General features: G+C 67.9%; 19 protein-coding genes. 7 read left to right on the plus strand and 12 right to left on the minus strand.

The features are described from left to right. The first annotated feature begins 5 nt into the window (after positions 1 to 5). Positions 6 to 956, plus strand: a complete 951-nt coding sequence (gene pheA, locus ACFCYE_RS04810; RefSeq protein WP_376176758.1) for a prephenate dehydratase — start codon at positions 6 to 8, stop codon at positions 954 to 956. 44 nt (positions 957 to 1,000) lie between these two features. Here the strand turns inward: pheA and ACFCYE_RS04815 are convergent, their stop codons facing one another. The 4 genes from ACFCYE_RS04815 to ACFCYE_RS04830 all read right to left on the minus strand — a co-directional run bounded on the left by ACFCYE_RS04815 (position 1,001) and on the right by ACFCYE_RS04830 (position 3,424). Further along, positions 1,001 to 1,210 carry a methyltransferase gene (locus tag ACFCYE_RS04815; protein WP_376176759.1) on the minus strand — a complete coding sequence of 70 codons (210 nt, stop codon included), beginning with the start codon at positions 1,208 to 1,210 and terminating at the stop codon, positions 1,001 to 1,003. Positions 1,211 to 1,354: 144 nt separating this feature from the next. Beyond that, on the minus strand, positions 1,355 to 2,404 hold the full coding sequence (locus ACFCYE_RS04820) for an LLM class flavin-dependent oxidoreductase (RefSeq protein WP_376176761.1): 1,050 nt from the start codon (positions 2,402 to 2,404) through the stop codon (positions 1,355 to 1,357). Between the two features lie 41 nt (positions 2,405 to 2,445). Continuing rightward, positions 2,446 to 3,081 carry a phosphoribosyltransferase gene (locus ACFCYE_RS04825; RefSeq protein WP_376176763.1) on the minus strand — a complete coding sequence of 212 codons (636 nt, stop codon included), beginning with the start codon at positions 3,079 to 3,081 and terminating at the stop codon, positions 2,446 to 2,448. 43 nt (positions 3,082 to 3,124) lie between these two features. After that, positions 3,125 to 3,424, minus strand: coding sequence for a MerR family transcriptional regulator (locus ACFCYE_RS04830; RefSeq protein ID WP_376176764.1), 300 nt, complete (start codon positions 3,422 to 3,424; stop codon positions 3,125 to 3,127). Positions 3,425 to 3,547: 123 nt separating this feature from the next. On the opposite strand from ACFCYE_RS04830, the gene ACFCYE_RS04835 reads away from it, so the two are divergent. The 3 genes from ACFCYE_RS04835 to ACFCYE_RS04845 all read left to right on the plus strand — a co-directional run bounded on the left by ACFCYE_RS04835 (position 3,548) and on the right by ACFCYE_RS04845 (position 6,186). Next, on the plus strand, positions 3,548 to 3,970 hold the full coding sequence (locus ACFCYE_RS04835; protein ID WP_376176766.1) for an Hsp20/alpha crystallin family protein: 423 nt from the start codon (positions 3,548 to 3,550) through the stop codon (positions 3,968 to 3,970). Between the two features lie 83 nt (positions 3,971 to 4,053). Continuing rightward, positions 4,054 to 4,284, plus strand: a complete 231-nt coding sequence (locus tag ACFCYE_RS04840; protein WP_376176768.1) for a DUF2795 domain-containing protein — start codon at positions 4,054 to 4,056, stop codon at positions 4,282 to 4,284. A gap of 135 nt (positions 4,285 to 4,419) precedes the next feature. After that, positions 4,420 to 6,186 carry a cation:proton antiporter gene (locus ACFCYE_RS04845; RefSeq protein WP_376176769.1) on the plus strand — a complete coding sequence of 589 codons (1,767 nt, stop codon included), beginning with the start codon at positions 4,420 to 4,422 and terminating at the stop codon, positions 6,184 to 6,186. A gap of 159 nt (positions 6,187 to 6,345) precedes the next feature. On the opposite strand, the gene ACFCYE_RS04850 is transcribed toward ACFCYE_RS04845, so the two are convergent. From ACFCYE_RS04850 to ACFCYE_RS04875, 6 genes are all read right to left on the minus strand, one after another. Continuing rightward, positions 6,346 to 7,761, minus strand: coding sequence for a dicarboxylate/amino acid:cation symporter (locus ACFCYE_RS04850; protein ID WP_376176771.1), 1,416 nt, complete (start codon positions 7,759 to 7,761; stop codon positions 6,346 to 6,348). Positions 7,762 to 7,925: 164 nt separating this feature from the next. Next, positions 7,926 to 8,288: a hypothetical protein gene (locus ACFCYE_RS04855; protein ID WP_376176773.1), complete on the minus strand. Its 363-nt coding sequence runs from the start codon at positions 8,286 to 8,288 to the stop codon at positions 7,926 to 7,928. A gap of 315 nt (positions 8,289 to 8,603) precedes the next feature. Then, a complete protein-coding gene (locus ACFCYE_RS04860; RefSeq protein WP_376176775.1) occupies positions 8,604 to 8,834 on the minus strand; it encodes a helix-turn-helix domain-containing protein in 231 nt (76 codons plus the stop codon). Continuing rightward, positions 8,831 to 9,574, minus strand: coding sequence for a hypothetical protein (locus ACFCYE_RS04865; RefSeq protein WP_376176777.1), 744 nt, complete (start codon positions 9,572 to 9,574; stop codon positions 8,831 to 8,833). The genes ACFCYE_RS04860 and ACFCYE_RS04865 overlap by 4 nt, the downstream gene beginning before the upstream one ends. Next, complete coding sequence (locus tag ACFCYE_RS04870; protein ID WP_376176778.1) at positions 9,574 to 10,179, minus strand: hypothetical protein; 606 nt, start codon at positions 10,177 to 10,179, stop codon at positions 9,574 to 9,576. The genes ACFCYE_RS04865 and ACFCYE_RS04870 overlap by 1 nt, the downstream gene beginning before the upstream one ends. Next, positions 10,179 to 10,790, minus strand: coding sequence for a hypothetical protein (locus tag ACFCYE_RS04875; protein WP_376176780.1), 612 nt, complete (start codon positions 10,788 to 10,790; stop codon positions 10,179 to 10,181). Before ACFCYE_RS04875 ends, ACFCYE_RS04870 begins: the two co-directional genes overlap by 1 nt. A gap of 209 nt (positions 10,791 to 10,999) precedes the next feature. Here ACFCYE_RS04875 and ACFCYE_RS04880 point away from each other — a divergent pair, with 209 nt between their 5' ends. Further along, positions 11,000 to 13,531, plus strand: a complete 2,532-nt coding sequence (locus tag ACFCYE_RS04880; RefSeq protein ID WP_376176782.1) for an ATP-dependent Clp protease ATP-binding subunit — start codon at positions 11,000 to 11,002, stop codon at positions 13,529 to 13,531. A gap of 64 nt (positions 13,532 to 13,595) precedes the next feature. On the opposite strand, the gene ACFCYE_RS04885 is transcribed toward ACFCYE_RS04880, so the two are convergent. After that, a complete protein-coding gene (locus ACFCYE_RS04885) occupies positions 13,596 to 14,390 on the minus strand; it encodes an SDR family oxidoreductase (RefSeq protein WP_376176784.1) in 795 nt (264 codons plus the stop codon). 13 nt (positions 14,391 to 14,403) lie between these two features. After that, entirely contained in the window at positions 14,404 to 14,889 is a 486-nt protein-coding gene (locus ACFCYE_RS04890) for a MarR family winged helix-turn-helix transcriptional regulator (RefSeq protein ID WP_376176786.1), read from the minus strand. A 94-nt stretch (positions 14,890 to 14,983) separates the two neighbouring features. Here ACFCYE_RS04890 and ACFCYE_RS04895 point away from each other — a divergent pair, with 94 nt between their 5' ends. After that, positions 14,984 to 15,484, plus strand: a complete 501-nt coding sequence (locus ACFCYE_RS04895; RefSeq protein WP_376176787.1) for an amino-acid N-acetyltransferase — start codon at positions 14,984 to 14,986, stop codon at positions 15,482 to 15,484. Then, positions 15,484 to 16,125, plus strand: coding sequence for a hypothetical protein (locus ACFCYE_RS04900; protein WP_376176788.1), 642 nt, complete (start codon positions 15,484 to 15,486; stop codon positions 16,123 to 16,125). The genes ACFCYE_RS04895 and ACFCYE_RS04900 overlap by 1 nt, the downstream gene beginning before the upstream one ends. Positions 16,126 to 16,249 lie beyond the last annotated feature (124 nt).

Raw genomic sequence — 16,249 nt, forward strand, 5'->3', positions numbered from 1 at the left:
CTAAGGTGAAACGCGTGACTGAACGGCGCACCTACAGCTATCTCGGCCCTGCCGGCACCTTCACGGAGGCCGCGCTCGATCAGGTCGCCGAGGCCAGAGGCCAGGACTGGCGGGCCGTGCACAACGTCGGTGAAGCGCTCGCCGACGTGCTCGAGGGCCGCAGCCACGCCGCGATGATCGCGATCGAGAATTCGATCGAGGGCGGCGTCTCCACGACCCAGGATGCGCTGGCCACTCTCGCGGGGCTGCGCATCATCGGCGAATACCTGGTGAAGGTGAACTTCGTGCTCGTCGCCCCGCGGGGCACGAAACTCGAGGACGTCACGGTGATCGCCGCGCATCCGGTCGCGTACGCGCAGTGCCACGGTTGGCTCGGCGCCAACCTGCCCAACCACTCGCATGTCCCCGCGGCGAGCAACGTGGCCTCGGCGATCGGCGTGCTGGACGGCACGAGCCCGGCGCAGGCCGCCATCGCCGCCCCCGGCATCGTGCAGCACTACGACGTCGAGGTGCTGGCGTCCGAGATCGGCGACAACAAGCAGGCGGTCACCAGGTTCGTGCTGGTGACAGGGACGACGACTCCTCCCTCGCCGACCGGCGCGGACAAGACCTCGCTCATCGTCGAGCTGCCGCACGATCACCCGGGTTCCCTGCTCGAGATGCTCGAGCAGTTCTCGACCCGCGGCATCAACCTGTCGCTCATCGAATCGCGTCCGATCGGTGACGAACTCGGTCGCTACCGTTTCGTCATCGACGCCGATGGGCACGTGCAGGACGAGCGGATGGCCGACGCGCTGCTCGGCATCCGGCGCTTCAGCCCCCGCGTGGTCTTCCTCGGATCGTATCCGCGGGCGGACCGGCAGATCGTGCAGTATCCCGATCGGTACTCCGACGACATCTTCGTCGAGGCGCGGGACTGGTTGCGGGCTCTGCTCTCGGGCGAACCCGAGGCGTAGGCGTCACGCGCCGCAACGGCGCGCGACGCCTTGCGCTCTCCGGTTCAGTGCTCCTGGAACCGCGGCCACGCACTGCCGGGCGGCATGTGCGAGTGCAGCGCTCCCTTGGCGGATTCCAGGCTCGGGTACGTCCCGGTCACGGCATCCGCTCCGGCCATCACGACGACATAGCCGTCGTCCTCGTGCCGGATGCTCCCGCTCACGCCGTTCGTCCCGTAGGCGACCCACAGTGCGCGTGTCTTCGTGGTGCTCATGGCGCTCCCTTCTTCCGATGCTCCTGACCGTACGCCTCGCCGCGCGGGCGCGCCAGGGGTCGCGAGAAACCGATCGCGGCGCTCGAAAACAGCGCACGCATGGTTCTCGCGGCGGAAGTGGTTTCTCGCGCGGGACCGGCGGCCTTACTGCGCGGCGGCGATGAGCTCGAGCGTCTGGGCGCGGCCTGTGGGGGCATCCTTCGACTCGGTCTCGTAGGCTCCGGCGACCGGGGAGAGCATGACCTCGTCGACGCCGTACTTCGCGGCGAAGGCAGTGACCACGGACGCGACCGACTCTCCGGTGCCGACGAACCAGCGCTCTCGAGCGGCCTGGACGACCTGCTCGGTCGCGGGATCGGATGCTGCGGACAGCGCCTCCTCGACCGTTTCGAGTGCGGTCAGCGGCTTGTTCAGGCGGAGCCTCGACATCATCCGCAGCTGAGGCAGTGCCCGTGCTTCCGCTTCCTCCTGCGTCGGGGAGGCGACCACGTTCACGGTGAGGAAGGTCCGCGGCGTCGGGTGCTGCTCGCTCGGCTGGTACCCGGAACGGTAGAGGTCGAGCGCGCGCTCCAGCCCCTGGCCGGAGAAGTGGTTGGCGAACACGTAGGGCAGGCCCTGGGCGGCGGCGAGTTGAGCGGAGTAGTCGCTCGAACCCAGCAGCCACACCTCTGGCACACCGGTTGCGGCGGGCGTCGAGCGGACCGTGTACTCGCCGCCGGAGGTGAACTGCACCTGGGCGCCGTCGCCCGACAGCAGCAGCGTGATGTCCTGTACATGGCGCGGGAACTGCTCGACGTCGCTCGTCGTGCCCGAGCCTCGAAGCAGCTGGGTGATCACGGGGTCGCTGCCCGGTGCACGGCCGAGTCCGAGGTCGATGCGCCCCGGTGCGATCGCCTCGAGGGCGGCGAACTGCTCGGCGACGATCAGCGGTGCGTGGTTCGGCAGCATGACTCCGCCGGAGCCGAGGCGCAGCGTCTTCGTGCGCGTGGCGGCCGCAGCGATCAGCACGGGGGGAGTGGTGGATGCCACGGCCGGCATGTTGTGATGCTCGGCGAACCAGTAGCGGCGGTACCCGAGGCGATCGGCGATCTCGGCCAGGGAGAGCGAGGCGGCGATCGCCTCCGTGCTGGTCTGCCCGGTGCGCACCGGCACGAGGTCGAGGACGGACAGGGCGGGGGCGGCGTGGTCTGACATCCCCGGGTGCAACCGAGTCGAGAGAGCCGGTATTCCCGGCGTCAGGCGCGGAAGTCGCGCAGCTGTTCGATCACGTCGTCGTCCGGGACCTGGGTGAAGTCGATGTAGTGCATGCCGACGGACATCAGCGATTCAGGGGCCAGCACGCAGATCACCTCGTCCGCCTCGGGGACGTGGGCCGGGGCATCCGGCGGGGCGACCGGGACGGCGAGGATGACTCGGGCGGCGCCTCGTGCCCTGGCGATCGCGCAGCCGGCCCTGGCTGTCGCGCCCGTCGCGATGCCGTCGTCGACGACGATCACGGTCCTTCCGGCGAGTTCGGGGGCTGGGCGGCCCTCGCGCAGCAGACCGACACGACGATCGACCTCGCGTCGCTCGCGCTCGCCGGCGGACGTTACCGCGGACGCCGTGATCGCGCTCATGCCGATGATGTCGTCGTTGAGCACCGTGGCTCCGTCCTCGCCGATCGCGCCCATGGCCACCTCTTCGTGACCGGGAACGCCGAGTTTGCGCACGATGAGGATGTCGAGGTCGGCGTCGAGCGCGCGGGCGACCTCGGCGGCCACCGGTACGCCTCCGCGCGGGAGCGCCAGGACGATCGGATCCGTCCATTCGCGCTCCGACAGCTTCACCGTGAGGCGCCGGCCGGCATCCTTCCGGTCCGGGAATTGCTCCATTCCGCCCTCCTGCCTCCGGCTTACGCCGGAGGCAGGGGTGGGGTCAAGCCCCTGCGGACGAGTCCTGTCCGCCGTCGAGCTCATCCCGCAGGCTCGCGTTCTCGTCCTCGAGCTCGAGCACGCGTCGGATGCCCGCGAGATTCACGCCTTCGCTCCGCAGGCCGGTGACTCTGCGGAGCCGGTCGACGTCGTCCTCGCTGTAGCGGCGTGTGCCGCCGTCGCTGCGGGACGGCGTGAGCAGGCCCTTGGCCTCGAACAGTCGGAGCGTGGCTTCGGGTACCCCGGTCAGTTGCGCGGCGACGGCGATGCCATACAACGGCGTACTCGAATCTCGCTGGGGCATGCGGAGAATTTCCTCACTCGAACTTGCAGATCATCTCAAATCGTCCTATAAAAAATATACAGCCGATTCTGCAGATTATCTGCAGTGACGGGCTGAGTAACCGAAGACGAAAGGAGAACGCTCATGGCAATGACTATCGATCCCCTCAGCCAGCTCGACCGGTTCGCGGCGGCCGTGCTCGACTCCGCCCGATCCCCGCGGGTGATGCCCGTCGATCTCTTCCGAGATGGCGACCGGTATGTGCTCTGCGCGGATCTGCCCGGGGTCGACCCCGGCACGATCGATGTGGACGTCGACGGCGGTCAGTTGTCGATCCGTGCTCAACGCACGGGCGACATCCGCGACGGCGTCCGCTGGCTCGCGCGCGAGCGCACCACCGGCAACTATCTGCGCCAGTTCACGCTGGGGGACGGCGTCGACATCGACGGGATCAGCGCGTCCTACGAGTCAGGCGTGCTGTCCGTCATCATCCCGGTGAGTGAGCGGGCCAAGCCGCGCAAGATCGCGATCGAGTCCCGCGACGAGCGCCAGGCCGTCACGGCCTGATCCAGCGCCCGAATCCCGGATGCCGGGGCGGGCCGCCCGCCCCGGCATCCTGATCCTGATCCTGATCAGAGAGGAGCAACATCATGGCCGTTTCCCCCGCACTCGACGCCTTCCTGGCGAACATGGAGTACCCAGCGACGAAGGACGATCTGCTCCGGGAGGCCGCGCGAGACGGACTCGACCCGCATGACCGGGCGAGGCTGGAGCACCTGCCGGGGCAGAGCTTCAGCGCCGGCTGGCACATCCGCTATCACCTCGCGCATCGCGCTCTGGCCGACGTCACAGCGGCGTCGCGTGCGCTCGCGACCGCCTGAGCGGCGGGCCGGATCCTCGAGACCCGTCCCGCCGGCGAGACCCCGTCGTATCCGCGCCGATACGGCGGGGTCTCGCCGCTGCGGGAGGTCTGGACGCCCGGCGTGGATCATCGGACCGGGCGATAGCCTGACCGCATGGATGCCGAGCTGTTCTACGTCCTCGTCGGTGCGATCTCCGTGGCGGCCTTCGCCCGCTGGCGAGGGTGGCCTGCCCCGCTGCTGGTGACGGTCGTCGCGCTCGCCGCATCCTTCCTGCCGTTCGTGCCCGAGCTGGAGATCGACGGTCACCTGCTGCTGAACCTCGTGCTGCCACCGCTGCTGTACTCCGCAGCGCTGGACGTGTCGTTCGTCGGATTCAAGCGGAGCCTGCCGCAGATCCGTCGGCTGGGCATCTGGCTCGTCCTCATCACCGCGCTGGTCGTCGGGCTGGTCGCGTGGCTGATCTTCCCGTCGCTGACCCTCCCCGGCGCGCTGCTGCTGGGAGCGATCGTCGCCCCGCCGGATGCCGTGTCGGCCGCCGCGATCGGACGGAAGCTCGGTCTACCGCGTCGGGTGATGACGGTGCTGTCCGGTGAGAGCATGATCAACGATGCGACGTCGCTGACGCTGTACCGGGTGTTCGCGGCGATCGTGGCGGGCGCGACGCTCAGCGTGTGGGACGGCGTGTGGCAGTTCGTCGTCGCCGTGGTCTTGGGTGTCGCGGTCGGGCTCGTCTTCGGCGCCCTGCTGCACCAGCTGAGGGTGCGTCTGTCGGATCCGGTCGTCATCGGCACCTTCGGTCTTCTCGTGCCGTTCGGCGCCTACGCGATCGCCGAGCATCTCGGCGGATCCGGGGTGCTCGCGGTCGTCGCCATGGGGCTGTACGTCGGATACAACGCGCCGCGGACGGACTACACCACGCGACAGCAGGAGACGCCGCTGTGGCTCTCGGCGGACTTCCTGCTGGAGAGCTTCGTGTTCGCGTACATCGGACTGCAGCTGCCGCGAGTGATCAGCGACCTGGGGCGCGAGTCGGTGGGCGAGATCCTCCTGCTCGCCGGCGTCGTGCTGGTGGTCGTGCTGCTGGTGCGTCCGGCCTACATCTACCCGGCGCATGCGTGGGCGGTGTGGATGCAGCACGCCAGACTGAGGCGATGGGAGAAGGCGGTCGCCTCTGGGGAGTGGGAGCGCAGGGAGCGTCGGGATGACGAGCGGCGGGAACGGTTCGCGGCCAAGCATCCGGAGCGGGCCGTCAGGCGACCCCGCCGACGTCCGACGCCCGATGAGATCCGCGCTCGGCTGACGGAGCCCGCGCTCACCTGGAAGGACAACGCCGTCATCTCGTGGGCCGGAATGCGCGGTGTGGTGACTCTGGCGACGGCGCTCGCCGCCGCCGACCTCGCGGAGCTGGATGCCGAGGCATCCCACGCGATCGTGGTCGTCGCCTTCGTCGTGACGGTCGGCACGCTTCTGCTGCAGGGGCTGACGCTGCCCGTGCTCATTCGAGGTCTGGGCGTGGCGAGCGATGTCGATGAGGCGCAGGATGCCGCGGAGCTCGCGGCTGTCCGCGCACGGACCAGGAAGGCCGGCGCCGAGTTCCTCGATCGCAAGCGCACGGAGTGGGCCGGGGCGCACGGTGAGAGGGACCTGTCGATCTTCGACGCGTTCGCGAAGCGGATGACGAAGGTCGAGAAGGAGACGGACCGGGCGCAGGAGGCCGAGGACGCGGCCGCCCGGCCGACCTACGAGGACCTCGTCGCGCTGTCGAGAGGGTGGCTGCAGGTGCGGCGGGAGATCCTCCTCGAGGAGCGCGACGCAGGAAACCTGGACGAGGAGCTCATGCGCGAGCTGATCACGGCGATGGATGCCGAGGAGCTCGCGCTGGACACGAGAGGCGCGACACGACCGCAGTCCCGCGCGTAGCCCCACCTCTTCGTTGAGCGAGGAAGGCGGAGCCTTCTCCGCCTTCGTTCGTTGAGCGAGGACGGCGGAGCCGACCGAGACGAAACGCGGTCACTGCTCAGGGCAATGACCGCGTTTCGTCTCGCTTCGCTCGCTCAACGAGCGAGGGAGGGCGCACGCTCAACGAGCGGCAGCGACCTCGGCATCCTTCTCGGGGGCATCCGTCTCGTCGCCGGAGTCGTCGGCGAACGGAAGGCCCTCGCGGGAGGCGTTGTAGAGGTCCTCGTCGAGGATGCCCTCGCGCTTGGCGACGATCGTCGGAACGAGCGCCTGACCGGCGACGTTGACCGCCGTGCGGCCCATGTCGAGGATCGGGTCGATCGCGAGGAGCAGGCCGACGCCCTCCAGGGGCAGGCCGAGCGTCGAGAGGGTGAGGGTCAGCATGACGACGGCGCCGGTGGTTCCGGCGGTCGCGGCCGAACCGAGCACCGAGACGAGCACGATCAGCAGGTACTGGAAGAAGTCGAGCTGGATGCCGAAGAACTGCGCGACGAAGATCGCGGCGATGGCCGGGTAGATCGCGGCGCAGCCGTCCATCTTCGTGGTCGCGCCGAGCGGCACCGCGAACGACGCGTAGGACGAGGGCACGCCGAGGTTGCGCTCGGTCACGCGCTCGGTGAGCGGCAGGGTACCGATCGAGGAGCGGCTGACGAAGGCCAGCTGCACCGCGGGCCAGACACCCGAGAAGTACTGCTTGATCGAGAGACCATGGGTGCGGACGATCACGGGGTAGACGACGAACAGGACGAGCGCGAGTCCGATGTAGATCGCGCCGGCGAACCAGCCGAGGCCGACGAGCTTGTCCCAGCCGTACTTGATGACGGCCGATCCGATCAGGCCGAAGGTTCCGATCGGGGCGATGCGGATGATCCACCACAGCACGCGCTGGATGACCTTGAGCAGCGACTCGGTGAAGACGAGGAACGGCTCGGCCTTCTTGCCGGCCTTCAGCGCCGCGATGCCGATGACGGCGGCGACGACGATGACCTGCAGGATGTTGAAGCCGACGCTGGAGGCGAAGGTGCCTTCCGCGGCGCCGGGGCCGGTCGAAACAGTGAGGCCGAGGAAGTTCTGCGGGATGATCCCGAGGAGGAAGTTCCACCAGGTGCCGACCGTGTACGGGTCGCCTGGCTCGAGGCCCTCACCGGCGCGGGCGCCCGGCTGGATGACGAGGCCGAGCACGATGCCGATGATCACGGCGATGAACGCGGTGATGCAGAACCACAGGATGGTCTGTCCGGCCAGGCGTGCGGCGTTCTGCACGCGGCGCAGGTTGGAGATGCTCGCGACGATCGCGGTGAAGATCAGCGGGACCACGGCCGCGCGCAGGATCGTCACGTACGAACTGCCGATCTTGTCGAGCGTGTCGGAGAGAACGGTCGGGTTCTCGGGCGAGGCGCCCAGCTGGCGGCCGATGAGTCCGGCGACGATGCCGAGGATGAGGGCGGCGATGATCTGGAAGCCGAACGACGTCAGCAGCTTGCGCGCGGGGCTGCGGGTATCTGGCGCCTTCTGGGCGCGGGAGGTGGTGCTCATGGGGAACTCCGAATCCTGGGCGTGCCGGGGCGCACGCCGATGGGAGTCAACGCTAAGCCGTTCAGCGTATTCCCAGGGTGGATATGACGAACGGTGACGGATGCCGAAGCATCCGTCACTGTTCGGAGGGTGCGCTGAGATTGCCGGAGCGTCTCAGCGGGAGGTCACTCCGCGGGCGCCGCGCAGGTCTGGACGGCTTCGGTCATCGTCGTCTGGACGAGGTCGAATGCCTCCTCCGAGGTCTGCTCGTCCTTGCCCTCCGCGAGGTTGGCGAGGTCCTGGTCGGAGATGTCGGAGGCGATGAGCTCGTCGGAGATGCAGTCGACCTGGGCAGTGGTCAGCTGATCGTCTTCGGCGTCGCCGACGGCGATGCCGCCGTCTTCGAGGATGACCGTCACGCCCTCGGTGAGTTCGTCGGTGGAGGGGCGCTCAGCGGCCGAGCCGCCGCACGCCGCGAGGGAGAACGCCAGTGCCGCGATCGGCACAGCGGTGAGGAGGCGGGTACGCAGTTTCCGGTCGCTGTTCATGGCAACCACGGTATCGCGTTCTCAGCTGATTGATAGGTACGGATGGTGGGGAGAGGTGCCCATCGATTCGGCGGGCGCTCGATGAACGCCTTGTGCCCGAGCGGCAAGAGGCGGACACTGACAGTGAGCCACCGCACCCTGTGTCTCGACGTTGAGAGTCCATCGGATCTCACTGACCACGGCGCGGTGGCTCCTCCACGCCGATGCGCCCGACGCGCGCGCCCCATGTGGCCGCCGCACGCGCCCCATGTGGCCGCCGCACGCGCCCCATGTGGCCGCCGCACGCGCCCCATGCGGCCGCCGCGCCACGGCGCGCTACGCCAGCACGAGCAGCTCGCCCACCTCGCACTCGAGCGCATCGCAGATCGCCCGCAGCGTGGAGTATCGGATCGCCCTGGCCCGATCGTTCTTCAGCACCGACAGGTTCACGATCGAGACCCCGACCCGAGCGCTCAACTCCGTCAACGTCATCCCGCGTTCGGCGAGCAACTCGTCCAGTCGGCAATGGATCCCGGTGAACTCGTCGTCGGAGTCGGCCGGGGTCATACCAAGCCCTCCGTCTCGCGCTCGAGAACGTCCTTCTGTGCTTGCAGGCGCATCCCCTCACGGAACACGGCTGCCAGCGCGAGCAACCCGAGTGCCGCGACGAACGGCCAAGGCGTCACCGTCAGCTGGAAGCGCGTCGGGTACCACGCGGAGGACGCATCGAACACTTCGCGCAGAGCGGCCGTCGCGGCGATGCTTTTCAGAAGATCCGATGCGATCCCCAGCGTCAGCACCGCTGCGGCTCCGATCGTCAGCACCCGTGTCACGGTGCGCGAGAACGGGCGTCCGCGCAGTGTCTGGAAACAGATCGCAGCGAGCATCGCCGCGGGGATCGTCATGAACGCCGCTGCGCACAGTTGCGCCGACGCCGCCAGCATCCGGAGTCCGAGCGATGCTCCGCCGACGGTGAATTCGGACAACTCCTCTCCACCGCATGTCAGCATCCCTGCGGCGCCGAACTCGGCGCAGGGCAGGCCGGCAGGCCATTCGAGCCACACGGTCGTCGCGCCATCCAGCTCGGCCCAGTCCACCGTGAACGTCTTGACCACGATGATGATGACGCCCACTGCCGACATCATGACCCACCAACCGGAGATCGCCAGCGCGGCATCCAATGCGATCGTCTTGCTGCCGCGCCGCCGTCCCCTCCACACGACGACGCCGATGATTGCGGCGATGACAGCCAGAACCAGCGCCATCCACCCGAGCGAAGTCCAAAGGTCGCCACCGAATGTGATCATCAGACGAGCCCTTCCGTTTCCTTCTGGAGCCGAATGCCGCGCCGGAACGCGACAGAGATGAGGCCGACGGCGATACCGCCGGCGACCACCGGAATCGCCGCCCAGAACTCGATCGGATGCACGGTCTCGCCCTCGCCGAACCCCGCTGCGGCGAGCACGCCGTTGCGCGCGACGTTGTCGAGCGCGACGATCACCAACGGCGCCAGTGACAGCACCCAGCCCATGATGGTGAACGCCCACGCATTGCCGGGGACGAAGACTCGGCCACGAAGGAAGTTGAACGCCACCAGCATGACCGCGCTGATGACCACGAGCGCGGTCAGCGCCCAGAGGGCGATGCTGCCGATGATCGCGGCGACGGCGCCTGCGCTCATATCCGTGGCGAAGATGAGCGCCTCCTGCGCGATGCCCTCGACCGCGATCGCACCCGACTCCGCGGTGGCGTCGATCGGCTGCTCATCGATCGGAATCACCCAGGCGATCCCGTCATCGCGGAACACGGCGGCACCTCGGAGCCAGGTGCCGATGCCGACCACGACCGCCGCGCCGAGACCGTAGAGGAGCACGGTGAACGCGTCCGCGCGCTCAGATCGCGTGGGTTCCATCAGACCAGCCCTTCCGTTTCCTTCTGCAGGCGCTGTCCCACTTCGAACGCTGTCGCGACCAGCGCCAGTGCGATGCCCCAGCCGATCGGAGCGGGGTCGAGTTGGTACAGGAACATCCAGAACATGCCGGCTTCGGAGGAGGGGAGCTGCTCCACCACCTGCGCGCGAGCGATGGCGCCGAGAAGCGGGGCGACCATGCCCGCGAACACGAGCGCGACCGCCGCGGTTCCCAGAACCGAGGCCATCGAGTTCCGGAACGCGCGCTGACGGATCAGCGACAAGCCGAGCCACCACAGCGCCATGCACACGATGATCGTGGCCAGTGCGGGCAGAGCGCTTTCTCCCCACAGCAGCCAGCGGGTCCCGCCGTCCAGGGAATCGAATGACACGAGCGACTGCGTGTACTCCGCCGAGGCCACGCCCGCGGCATCCGCGAGGGCTTCCATCGGTGCTTCATGCACCGGCAGCGAGACCGGCACCGGAGACCCGAAGATCTCGATCGCGGCCGTCGTCGCGCCCACCCCGGCGCCGATGGCGATGCTCACTGCACCTGTGGCGACGACTCCGAGCGCGACGGCCTCCAGCATGGACGGCTTTGCATTGCGATTCATCAGTTTCCACCCCATATCGATAGTCGTTGTTATCGATGGTCGTTAACATAACGACAGTCGATAAAGACTGTCAAGACCCCGTCGCCCAGGGCTATGCCCACGGCGAACACGGGCATACCTCGCCCCGGTGGTCGTTACTCTCGATGTACAGGCGCTGAAGAGCCGTCTGGCGTCAGTGCATTCGCCCCGTGCGAACCAAGGAGTTGACAATGTTCGAGAGATTCACGGACCGAGCCCGTCGAGTGGTCGTCCTCGCCCAAGAAGAGGCGAAGATGCTCAACCACAACTACATCGGAACCGAGCACATCCTGCTCGGCCTCATCCACGAGGGTGAAGGCGTCGCCGCCAAGGCGCTTGAGAGTCTCGGCATCTCCCTCGACGCGGTGCGCGAGCAGGTGCAGGACATCATCGGCCAGGGCCAGCAGCAGCCGACCGGCCACATCCCCTTCACCCCCCGTGCCAAGAAGGTGCTCGAGCTGAGCCTGCGTGAAGCGCTGCAGCTCGGCCACAACTACATCGGAACCGAGCACATCCTGCTCGGCCTCATCCGCGAGGGCGAGGGTGTCGCAGCACAGGTGCTGGTCAAGCTCGGCGCCGACCTGAACAAGGTCCGCCAGCAGGTCATCCAGCTGCTCTCCGGCGCCCCCGGTCGCGAGCCGGCCGCCGTCGGCGCGCAGGCGCACGACACCCCGAGCGGCGCGCAGGGCGGCTCGCAGGTTCTCGACCAGTTCGGTCGCAACCTGACCCAGGCCGCGCGCGACAACAAGCTCGACCCGGTCATCGGGCGCGAGAAGGAGGCGGAGCGGGTCATGCAGATCCTCTCCCGCCGCTCGAAGAACAATCCCGTCCTGATCGGCGAGCCCGGCGTCGGAAAGACGGCCGTCGTCGAGGGGCTCGCGCAGGCCATCGTCAAGGGCGATGTGCCCGAGACGCTGAAGGACAAGCAGCTCTACTCGCTCGACCTCGGATCCCTCATCGCCGGTTCCCGCTACCGTGGTGACTTCGAGGAACGCCTGAAGAAGGTCACCAAGGAGATCCGCACCCGCGGCGACATCATCGTCTTCATCGACGAGATCCACACCCTCGTGGGTGCTGGTGCTGCCGAAGGTGCGATCGACGCGGCCAGCATCCTGAAGCCGCTGCTCGCCCGTGGTGAGCTGCAGACGATCGGTGCGACCACGCTCGACGAGTACCGCAAGCACTTCGAGAAGGATGCAGCGCTCGAGCGCCGCTTCCAGCCGGTGCAGGTCAACGAGCCGAGCCTCCCGCACGCGATCAACATCCTCAAGGGTCTCCGTGACCGCTACGAGGCGCACCACAAGGTGCAGATCACGGACGGCGCACTCGTGGCCGCGGCGAACCTCGCCGACCGCTACGTCAGCGACCGCTTCCTGCCGGACAAGGCCATCGACCTGATCGACGAGGCCGGCGCACGCCTGCGTCTCAGCATCCTGTCGTCCCCGCCGGAGCTGCGCGAGTTCGACGACAAGATCGCCGCCGTCCGCGAGCAGAAGGAAGCCGCCTCCGAGGAGCAGGACTTCGAGAAGGCCGCCTCCCTGCGCGACGAGGAGAAGAGCCTGCTCGCCGAGCGGCTCCGCCTCGAGAAGCAGTGGCGTTCGGGCGACGTCGCGACCCAGGCGGTCGTCGACGAAGGCCTGATCGCCGAGGTGCTCGCACAGGCCACCGGCATCCCGGTGTTCAAGCTCACGGAAGAGGAGTCCTCGCGACTCGTCTTCATGGAGAAGGCGCTGCACCAGCGCGTCATCGGGCAGGAGGAGGCCATCGCGGCCCTGTCCCGCACGATCCGTCGCCAGCGTGCCGGTCTGAAGGACCCGAAGCGCCCGTCCGGTTCGTTCATCTTCGCGGGCCCGACCGGCGTCGGAAAGACCGAGCTCGCCAAGGCGCTCGCGGAATTCCTCTTCGACGACGAGGGCGCTCTCATCTCGCTCGACATGAGCGAGTTCGGCGAGAAGCACACGGTCTCGCGGCTGTTCGGTGCCCCTCCGGGGTTCGTCGGCTTCGAAGAGGGCGGCCAGCTCACCGAGAAGGTGCGCCGCAAGCCGTTCAGCGTGGTCCTCTTCGACGAGATCGAGAAGGCGCACCCGGACATCTTCAACTCGCTGCTGCAGATCCTCGAAGAAGGTCGCCTGACCGACGGACAGGGTCGGATCGTGGACTTCAAGAACACGGTCATCATCATGACGACGAACCTCGGTTCGTCCGCGATCGCCGGAGGCCCCGTCGGCTTCCAGATCGAGGGCAACGCGCAGACCAGCTACGAGCGGATGAAGGGCAAGGTCGACGAGGAGCTCAAGCGTCACTTCAAGCCCGAGTTCCTCAACCGCGTCGACGACGTCATCGTGTTCCCGCAGCTGTCGAAGGAGGAGCTGGTGCAGATCGTGGATCTGTTCACCAAGCGTCTCAGCGACCGCCTGCTGGATCGTGACATGACGGTCGAGCTGACGCAGGCCGCCAAGGAGCGTCTGATCGAGGTCGGCTTCGACCCGGCGCTCGGCGCCCGGCCGCTGCGCCGCGCGATGCAGCGTGAGATCGAGGACCAGCTGTCCGAGAAGATCCTGCACGGCGAGCTCAACGCCGGAGACCACGTCAAGGTGGACTCGGCCGAGGGCAAGTTCCTTTTCGAGACCAAGCCGCGCGGCGAGAAGGTCTCGGTCGGGATCAACACCGGCGGCGGCACGATCCCCGGAACTCCCGACCTGGCTGTCGCCAGCGGAGAGTGATCTGAACGACGAAGGGCGGATGCTGAGGCATCCGCCCTTCGTCGTATCCGGGCAGTGACGGACGTCAGTCGTTCCAGGACCAGATGTCGTCTCCGCGCAGCGTCGCGTCCGCACCGCCGTCGTCGTAGATCACCTGTCCGGCCAGATGGCTGTTCTCGACGCTTGTCAGCCAGATCAGCAGGTTCGCGATCGACTCCGGAGGCTGGTGGCCGTTCAGCGGCATCGGCACGGCGGCATCCACCATCGCACGGCCCTCGGCCGTTTCGAGCAGCCCCGCGGTCATGGGCGTCACGACGGTACCCGGTGCCACGGCGTTCAGGGGGATGCCGGCACCCGCCCATTCCGGCGTGATCGAGGTGCGGCGCACCCAGCGGGCGAGTGCACGCTTCGACGCCGGGTAGACGAGGTAGCCCAGCTCGGGGCCCTGGGCGGTGAGTCCCTCCGCGATGCGCAGTGCCTCCGCTTCGTCACCGGACAGGGCGGCCTCGACCATCTCGGGCGAGTTCGGCTGGAGCGAAGCCATCGACGACACGACGGCGGCGCGCGGTGCCGCAGACTTCGCGAGCGCGGGGCGCAGGTGCTGGAGCAGTTCCGTGACGCCGAAGTAGTTCACCGAGATCGTCTTCGGGATGGGTGCCGAGATGCCCGCGCACGCGATGACGGCGTCGATGGTTCCACCGGCGAGTTCGACGGCGCGGGCGGCCGCATCGATGCGTCCCTGTGAGGTCGACAGATCGGCCTCGACGTCAGCGCCTCGCAGATCGACCCCGATCACGCGCTCGCCGCGTTCGTTCAAGAGCTTCGCCGTGGTGGCGCCGATGCCGGATGCCGATCCGGTCACGACATACGTGCGTGCCATTGTGTCCTCCGTTTCATGACCGCGTCGGCGGTCTTCCTTCGCCGATCGCGGTTGCGGTCGGGATGTCTGTCAGGGCCTCGACGAATCGCGTGAGCTGGGGGACGAACAGTGCAGCCTCCGCACGCCCCCAACCGGACAGCGCGTCCGTCACCATCGACAGTCCCTGCGCGACCAGACGTTCGTGGACGTCGTGGCCGGTCGCGGACAGCCGGATGATCGAGGCGCGCGCATCCGTCGGGTCGGGTGCTCGCTCGATCAGTCCTGCTCGCTCCAGCCGGCTCAGCTGCTTGCTCATGGTGGGCCGTGTCAGGCGCAGGGCGATCGCGAGATCGCCGGCCCGTGCGGGCCCCTCGAGGCCGAGCACATAGAGCGGTGGAATGTCGATCGGGTCCACGTCGACGCCGGCCGCGGCTGCGACGGCATACTGCGTGCTCGCCGACGACCAGTGCGTCGTGAGGCGCGTGAGGGCGGTCAGGAGTTCCGGCAGATGCGATCCCATCTCGTCAGCGTACGCCCGATAGTTGCCAGAGGCAATTAAATTGCTCGGGCGATGCGCACGGAGTGCCCAGCCGACGAGTTCTAGGCTGGATGCCGTGAGCTATACCGTCCGCCCCGCGCGCAGCGCCGACATCCTCGGCATCCATCGCCTGCTGGAGCCGATGGTGGACCGACGGATCCTCCTCGGCAAAGACCTCGCGGTGCTCTACGGCGCAACGCAGGAGTTCGTGGTCGCGGAGCGCGATGACGGCGAGCTGATCGGCTGCGGCGCGCTGCACGTGATGTGGGAGGACCTCGGCGAGATCCGCACACTGCTCGTCCGCGAGGACTGGCTGCACCACGGCGTCGGCGGCGCGATCGTCAGCGCGCTCGAAGACCGGGCTGTGCAGCTCGGACTGAGCCGGCTGTTCTGCCTCACATTCGAAGTGGACTTCTTCACCCGCCGCGGTTTCGCGCCGATCGGTGAGCAGGTCGTGGACCCGGACGTCTACTCGCAACTGCTTCGCAGCCCGGACGAAGGTGTGGCGGAGTTCCTCGATCTCGCCCATGTGAAGCCGAACACGCTCGGGAACACGCGGATGCTGAAGGAACTGTGATGGCCAAGCCCACCGCCGCGGTGTACCGCCGCCGACGATTGGCTGTCGTGCTGGTGCTGCTGCTCGTGATCGCTGTGGTCGCAGCCGGCGCCTGGGCCTTGATCGCGCGTCCCTGGGAGGCCCCGGAGGCGACCCCTCAGCCGACGACCAGCCAGACGGCGACTCCGGAAGGCAGCCCTGCGCCGACCGCCGCTCAGACGCCCACGCCGTCGGCAGCCGAGACCCCGGGCGTCGTCGCATGCGAAGCCGCCGACATCGAGGTGCTCGCCGTGACGGATGCCGAGACCTACGCGCCCGATCAGTTGCCGCAACTGTCGATCTCGCTCGCGAACAAGGGGACGACGGACTGCACGATCGATGTCGGAACGGCGACCCAGCGTTTCGAGATCACCAGCGGCGACGACCTGTGGTGGCGCTCCACGGACTGCCAGGCGGAATCGAGCAGCATGATCGTGACGCTCACGGCCGGCCAGACCGTGCCGAGCGCCACGCCTCTTGTCTGGGACCGCACGCGGTCGAGCACGACCACGTGCGAAGACGAGAATCGGCAGCGCGCGCCTGCCGGCGGAGCGTCGTATCACGTGGCCGTCTCCATCGGCGGGTTCGACAGCGCGGGCACGCGGCAGATCATCCTGCAGTGAGCGCCTGAACGCGAGAAGCGTTTCGATGTGCTGGCTGATTTCCCAGAGTGTTTGGGATACCATAGAGATGACTCTCGGAACTGATTCGGTGTTCATGCCATCCCCAGTGGCGTCGTATTCAGCG

This window comes from Microbacterium sp. NPDC056234 (assembly GCF_042267585.1).
Classification (GTDB): domain Bacteria; phylum Actinomycetota; class Actinomycetes; order Actinomycetales; family Microbacteriaceae; genus Microbacterium.